The 6,774-nt window shown below is 69.1% G+C and carries 5 protein-coding genes; 1 reads left to right on the forward strand and 4 read right to left on the reverse strand.

The window, feature by feature from the left end; translation table 11 throughout:
• The coding region (locus ACLQ29_RS35250; protein WP_425775682.1) for an AAA domain-containing protein at window positions 1-1,537 on the forward strand (1,537 nt) is incomplete at its 5' end.
• Between the two features lie 662 nt (window positions 1,538-2,199).
• Here the strand turns inward: ACLQ29_RS35250 and ACLQ29_RS35255 are convergent.
• The 4 genes from ACLQ29_RS35255 to ACLQ29_RS35270 all read right to left on the reverse strand — a co-directional run bounded on the left by ACLQ29_RS35255 (window position 2,200) and on the right by ACLQ29_RS35270 (window position 6,462).
• Entirely contained in the window at window positions 2,200-2,499 is a 300-nt protein-coding gene (locus ACLQ29_RS35255) for a hypothetical protein (RefSeq protein WP_425775683.1), read from the reverse strand.
• A gap of 372 nt (window positions 2,500-2,871) precedes the next feature.
• Window positions 2,872-5,349, reverse strand: a complete 2,478-nt coding sequence (locus ACLQ29_RS35260) for an FtsX-like permease family protein (RefSeq protein ID WP_425775684.1) — start codon at window positions 5,347-5,349, stop codon at window positions 2,872-2,874.
• Window positions 5,343-6,080: an ABC transporter ATP-binding protein gene (locus ACLQ29_RS35265; protein ID WP_425775685.1), complete on the reverse strand. Its 738-nt coding sequence runs from the start codon at window positions 6,078-6,080 to the stop codon at window positions 5,343-5,345. The genes ACLQ29_RS35260 and ACLQ29_RS35265 overlap by 7 nt, the downstream gene beginning before the upstream one ends.
• 64 nt (window positions 6,081-6,144) lie before the next feature.
• Window positions 6,145-6,462: a BTAD domain-containing putative transcriptional regulator gene (locus ACLQ29_RS35270; RefSeq protein WP_425775686.1), complete on the reverse strand. Its 318-nt coding sequence runs from the start codon at window positions 6,460-6,462 to the stop codon at window positions 6,145-6,147.
• Window positions 6,463-6,774 lie beyond the last annotated feature (312 nt).

Genomic DNA, 6,774 nt, shown 5'->3' on the forward strand with positions numbered 1-6,774 from the left:
TACTTATCGATCACCGCCACGCCGAAACTTCCTCACCCTCGGGCACCTGCAGCCGACTTCGACACAGCCCCTAGGCGACTTCATGCAGCTCGGAGCCATTCGGAACGAGGACGTCAAGCGCGCCAACCGGCCGGACGTCCACCGATGGCTGCTTCCCGACGTGTTCGCGCATTGCGGGATCACCTCGCCTCAAGAGGCCATGAGTAATCCTGGTTGCACCGCGTTGGACGTGCAGCACCGGTTCGGGCCCGAGATCATGAGTCTGGTAAATGCCGTGGCCTATGACGGGCTCCTGAAGCCCGGCGGCAAGATCCGCGAACACGTCGAGGATGACCCAGAGATCGTCCTTGTCGACGTCGACGGGCTCGGAGAGATCGCGCGTGTCCGACCGGTCAAACGGCGGAGCGGTTGGTGGCCGGCAGGAGCGCTGCTCGCTCGAGTCCTTGCCGACTATCACCAGGCGCGCGGGGAACGCACCGGGGTCGTCACGCCCTACAGCAAGCAGGTTGAAGCTACCCTTGAGGCCCTGCGCGACCACGAGAGCACGTCGTCCGTAGGTACGGAGGTCGGTACGGCACACCGCTTCCAAGGGCGGGAGTTCCCAGTCGTCGTGTTCGACATGGTCGAGGACGAGTACGACAAGCGCTGGATGGCGCTGGCCAGCCGCGGCGGAGGGAGCTGGGAGCAAGAGGGCCTCCGGCTCTTCAACGTCGCGATCACTCGTACCCAAACTCGGCTCTACCTCATTGGAAGCCGGAGACAGATCAACGAGGCCCCGGCCGGCACACCGCTCAGCATCGTCGCCGGCCTGATCCGAAGCCGGCGGGCCAGGGTCGTTCCGGCCGCGATGTTGATCACCCCTACCACGGCTCCTGACGAAGTCCGGTCGGTGCTCGCCGGCACCTTCACCGGAGAACTGGCTGAGCTTCTGGCGCAACACGTCCGGTTGACCGACATCCATGATGAGCGAACGTTCTACGATGTCTTTGCCGACCATCTCACGGCCGCACGTCGATCAATCTGGATCTGGGCGCCATGGACGGCCACTAGGGTCAAATTCATCCTGCCGACGCTCGCCGATGCTGTCGCACGGGGTGTCCGGGTGACCCTCTTCGTTCGCGATCCCGGCGACAACCTGCAGCGCAAACCGACGTACCAGAAGTACCTGACCGATCTTCGCTCGGTATTGCAAGCTGTCGTCGAGGTCAACGTCATGCATCAAAAGATCGTCATCATCGATGAGCAGACCGTGCTTCTCGGCAGCCTCAACTCGCTATCTCAGAGTTGGACGCGCGAGGTTATGGTGACGATGCGCGGCGCTCATTTCGCACGCAAGCTTCTGGAGCACGAACACGCAAGAGAGTTCTCGAAGCCACCACGATGCGGTGCTTGCGGCGGTGACTCGGTTGACCTCCGCCGCAAAGGAGCGGGCTCCTGGTACTGGCGGTGCTATTCCCAAAGCTGTCCGCAATGGTCATCGGGCGGACGCAAGTCCTGGAAGAAGGACATCGCCTTCGAGTCTGGCCCTCGAAGGTAGAGTGGATCATCTTCCGCTGCTTCGGCAGGTACCGGCGTTTAAGCAGAGCGAAGGCGGTCCGATCGCAAGCTCCGTGCAGGCGGGGTAGGTGAGCGCCGCCCGCACAGGTCGCCGCAGCTTCGAGACCGAAGGTGGCCAGGCATTCCGCGATAGGCCATAGTCGAGGAACCGCAGGCTATCGACTCCTTTACTCGGGCGAGTATGCTAATCAGCGACCTGGGAGAACGTGCTTGAGCACGCCGCTGGGACCCTCAACTACTGGGGGTCAAGGGGTCGTCGGTTCGAATCCGGCCGTCCCGACCGATTGACCTGGGATGATGAAGATCATCCGAGGTGACGGCGGTAACATCCGGTAACGGATGATCTTTATTGGCGGTACCACGTGGATGGTTGGCCGTCGACCTGCGCGCTGAACAATGCTCTGAACTGCCGCTTCATCTGCGTCCTGGATGAAGCGGCATTTTGGTCTCTTGATTGCGCGTCAAGCGCTGCAGATGATGCCCAGCTGTCGCTACGTCGGATTTTTCGGCCAGCCTGGATGCAAGGCAGGATCGTCGGCGCTCCCTAGTCCTGGTCATCCCGAGTTGACCGGTCGACAGTGGAGCAACCTGTCATCGCGTCGACAATCGGCGGAGAGGTCGACGTCGGGCTGGCTCGGGCGACTACCTCCTGAGCAGTTCGATGAGCGGGGTGTCGGCTTGGACAAGGATCGGCGGGCCGTACAGCGGTGCGGCCAGGACCCGTCGGCAGTGGTCGAGTTCGACGTAGACCACGTCGCCCGTGATCGTGGCGTCATGGAGGGCAGCGAACCGGTCTGCGGCGTCTGAGCACTGCTCAGCTGGACGCAGCGCCGTCAGCGTCCGTTCGATGGCCGCGCGCCGGTGCTGTGGCAGGAGTAGCTCGTACTCGAAGGTCCCGGCTGGTGGGGGCGTGCCCTGCTGCTGTGTCGGCACCCGGTACACGCACAGACGCACCTGGGACGGGAGCCCGCAGTAGGCCGCGACGTCGCCGGCGGGCACCGCCGTGACCGCGTGCTGCGGGTCGGCTGGTCGTGGTCGACCACGGCGACGTAGATGCCGGTGGCGCGGGTCGCTTGGGCTTCGGGCGCGAAGGTCGTCGGGCCGGCGTGGCCGTAAGGGGTTCGCCTGAGCCGTCCGACTGAGCCGTTGCGCGGCAGCTGAGCGAAGTGCCCCCCAGACATCCCGGCCGCACCCGGCGGGACTGTCTGGGGGCACTGGTGCTTCGGGTCGCCGGGAGCCCGCAACGGGAAATGGGCTCCCGGCGGGACCGACCCGATGCGGTCGGTGCCGGGCCCGGTCAGGGTCGGGCGGCGCTCACTCGCGGGCTCCGGCCAGCTCCACCGGGCGGGTGCGCAGCGCGCCGACGGCGGGCAGCACGGAGGCGACCACGGCGACCACCACGCACGCCCCTAGCGTCGCCGCGAGCGTCCGCCAGGGCAGCACCACGCTGGACCAGACCGACAGGGCGGCCAGTGAGCCCCAAATGCCCAGGACGTTGACCGCCGTCACGATCGCGCCCAGCACCGCGCCGACCGCCACGACGGTCATCGCCTCCACGGCGACGAGGATGAGGATCTGCCGCTTCGTCGCACCGGCGAGGCGCAGCACCGCGAGGTCGCGTACCCGGTCTGAGGTGGCCATCACCATGGTGTTGCCCAGCGCGATGCCGGTGTAGATCAGCGCGATGCCGAGCACCACCAGGTAGCCGACGCGGGTCTGGCGGCTGTTGCTCGGGTACCCCGACTGGATCCACTCCGCCCGGGTCTGCACATCCGCGCCGGTGGGCTGCAGGGCGGCCCGTACCGCCGCGGTCCCGGCGCTCGCGTCGGCGCCTGCGGCCCAGGTGACCTCCAGCCGGTCCGGCGCGACCCCGGGAGCGTTGCGCGGGGTCAAGTAGACGCCGTTGTTGCCGGTGCCGGCGGCGATCACGGCCGCGATCCGCAGCGACTTCTTGGTGCCGTCGCCGAGCCACACGTCGACCTGCTCGCCGACGGTGTGCTGCGCCCACTCCTCGTTGACGACGATGCTGCTGTCGTCGAGGTCGGCGATGTCGCCGGCCTGCACCGGCAGCTTGCGCGCCGCGGTGAGCTCGCCCGGGTCGACGGCCTGCGCGTCCGAGCGGATCAGCGCCGTGCCCTCCTCGAGGTTGTAGACGGCGGTGGCGGCGCTGGCCATTACCGTGGCTCCGGGCACCTGACGGACCCGTGCCACCGTCTGGGCGGCGAAACCCCCTGCGGCGTCGTCGGCCTGCACGATCAGGTCGGCGCGGGTCTGCTCCCGGATCTCGTTCGCCTTCGCCTCGTTGATGGTCGCCGTCGCACCCAGCAGGGAGCCGGCCAGCGCCACGGTCACCAGCACGGGCGCCGCGATCGCCGCGGTGCGCCGTACGCTGGCGGCAGCGTTCTCGCGCATCAGCATGCCGGTGGCGCCGGGCAACTGGGCCGGGAGCCACGCGAGCAGCCGGATCAGCGGCCGCACGAGGATCGGCGCGAGCAGCGCCACCGCGGTGATCAACAGCATCGGCTGGGTGGTGTACGTCTTGCGGTGCAGCGCGTCGCCCGGGTCGACGAGCAGCCGCCAGACGAGCATGCCGAGCCCGGTGGCGAGCAGGCCGGCACCGAAGACCCAGCGCCCCAGCGTCATGGCCTTAGTGTCCACCGAGGCCTGCCGCAGCGCCTCGACGGGACGGATGCGCCCCGCCCGCACCGTGGCGACCGTGACCCCGCACAGCGCGACGAGCAGCCCGGTCCAGAACGCCACGTGGTACGGCCAGGTGTACGCCCCGATGGTGAACCACGGGGGTGCGAGCTGTTCGTCGACGAGCAGGCTCGCGAGCCACGGGGCGCCGTACGAGCCCAGCACACACCCGGCGACGGAGGCGAGCACGCCCACCATCACCGCCTCCATGAACATCATCGAACGCACCTGCCGCGGGGTGGCGCCAGCGGTGCGCATCAGCCCAATCTCGCGGCGCCGCTGGGCGACGGCGAAGGCGAAGGTGGACGCCACCACGAAGACGGACACGAACGTGGTGACGCCGCCCGCGGTGCCCAGCAGGGCGTTCATGGCGATGAGGGCGTCGCGGTCGCGGTTGGGCTCCGGGTCGGCCTTGTGCCGGTCGCTGCCGGTGAGCACTTGGACGTCCGAGCCGGCACCGACCACCGTACGCACCATCTCGGGCGCTGCCTGCACGACCAGGTTGTCGATGCGCGGTGAAAGTTTGGCGGCCTCCGCGTCGGTGAAGAAGATGGGCTCCTCGAAGCGGGCCGGCGCGACCACGCCGGCGACCGTACGCGTGCTCAGCCCTGCCGGGGTGCGCACCGGCACCGCCTTGCCGACCAGGGACGCGTCGCCGGGGAGCACCACCTCGGCGGGCTTGCGGGGCTCGTGCCCGGCGGTCAGCCGGTATCCGCCGAACGCGGCGATCGACCACGGGTGCCCGACCAGGCCGTCGTCGCCGCCGGGTCCGGCCACGCGCACGGGGAACGACCGGTCGGCGACCGTGGGGGCCTTCGCGGCGAGCGCCTTGGCGACCTCGGGCGCGACGCCACGCGGCTGGGCGAGGGGCTGGGTGCGGTCACCGATCGGCGAGGGCACTCGCAGCTCGTCGGCGCCGCGCACCACGACCGGTGCGCCGGCGAAGCGCTCGGGCTTTTGGTCGGGGGCGTCGAGGGTCGACGCGAGCCCGAGGCCCATCGTGGCGATCAGCGCCACGCCCAGCGCCAGCGCGACGAACGTGCCGACGAGCGTCACCCAGCGGGTCCGCATGGTGCTGAGGGTCACGGTCAGCACGCGATGGTCTCCATCTGGGTCATCCGGGCGGCGACGGCCTCGGCCGTGGGCGCCTCGAGCTCGCCGTTGAGGTGCCCGTCGGCGAGGAAGACGACGCGGTCGGCGTACGACGCGGCGACCGGGTCGTGGGTGACCATCACGATCGTCTGCCGCTGCTCGTCCGCCATGGCCCGCAGCATCGTCAGGACCTCGCGGCTGGTGGTGGAGTCCAGCGCGCCGGTGGGCTCGTCGCCGAAGAGCACCTCGGGCTGGGTGATCAGCGCCCGGGCGATCGCGACGCGCTGCTGCTGGCCGCCGGACATCTCGCCCGGCCGGTGCTTGGCCCGGCCCGCGAGCCCGACCTGGGCCAGCACGTCCTGCACCTGTGAGCGGCCGGGCCGGCGCCCGGCCAGCCGCAACGGCAGCGCCACGTTCTGCTCGGCGGTCAGCGCCGGCAGGAGGTTGAAGGACTGGAACACGAAGCCGATGCGCTCGCGGCGCAGCAGCGTCAGCTTCGTCTCGTTCAGAGTCGTCAGGTCCGTCTCGCCGAGCAGCACCGAGCCGGAGGTCGGGCGGTCGAGGCCGGCCGCGCACTGCAGCAGCGTCGACTTGCCCGATCCGGAGGGGCCCATGACGGCGGTGAAGGTGCCCTCGGTGAAGGACAGGGAGAGGTCGTTCAATGCGGTCACCGCTCCGTCGCCCGCGCCATAGGTGCGGGTGACGGAGCGGAGCCGGATCGCGTCACGGGTCATGGTTCAACCTTGGTGTACGGCGAGGCTGCGCACAGCCCCGTGGGAGCGAGGCTTTGCGGTAGCGCTAGTGATGCCGGGAAGGGGCACCGGCGTCTCGCGACGCCGGTGTCCCTTTGGGTGGAGCGGTCAGACCGTGACGAGCACGAACTCCCGGCTCAGGACCGGCATACGCTCCCGGGTCCATGCCGTGCTCGTCCGCGAGCCGGCGGCGCCCCTCGTGGAAGATCTGCAGCACCTCTGCCTGCCGTCCGTTGTGGCACAACGCCGCCATCAGCTCGGCGACGAACTCGCGGTGCCGGCCGAGCAGGAGATCGGCCTCCACCCTGTTCTCCACCGCGGCGGTCCGCAGCTCCTCCAGGCGAGGCAGCTCCACCGCGGCCATGTGTTCCGGGTCCGTTCGATGACTCAGCCGCGGGGGTGCACGACGAAGCCGCGCTGGCCGGCGGGTTTGCGGACCATCTCGATGGTGATGCGCAGCAGGCTGCGGGTTCAGTCGAGAGGCGGCCCGCGAAGCCGGAGTCGGCGAAGACGTGCCGGATGGGGGTCGCTGCGGGCATGGGCCACGCGCCATCGGCGTTTTTTGTGGTGATCCCAGCCGTCCGCAGAGACAGTTTTGTCCTAGTACGACAGCCGCCATTCGTGATCATGGTTGGAATTCGAGGTTGAGGCGGCGGGCGTAGTGGGCTCGTCTGGC

The organism is Micromonospora sp. DT228, from assembly GCF_049841595.1.
Classification (GTDB): Bacteria; Actinomycetota; Actinomycetes; order Mycobacteriales; family Micromonosporaceae; genus Micromonospora.

Coding starts and splice junctions, on each gene's coding strand:
- ACLQ29_RS35265 (WP_425775685.1), bottom strand. CDS start 6,080: ATGACCCGTGACGCGATCCGGCTCCGCTCCGTCACCCGCACCTATGGC.
- ACLQ29_RS35270 (WP_425775686.1), bottom strand. CDS start 6,462: ATGGCCGCGGTGGAGCTGCCTCGCCTGGAGGAGCTGCGGACCGCCGCG.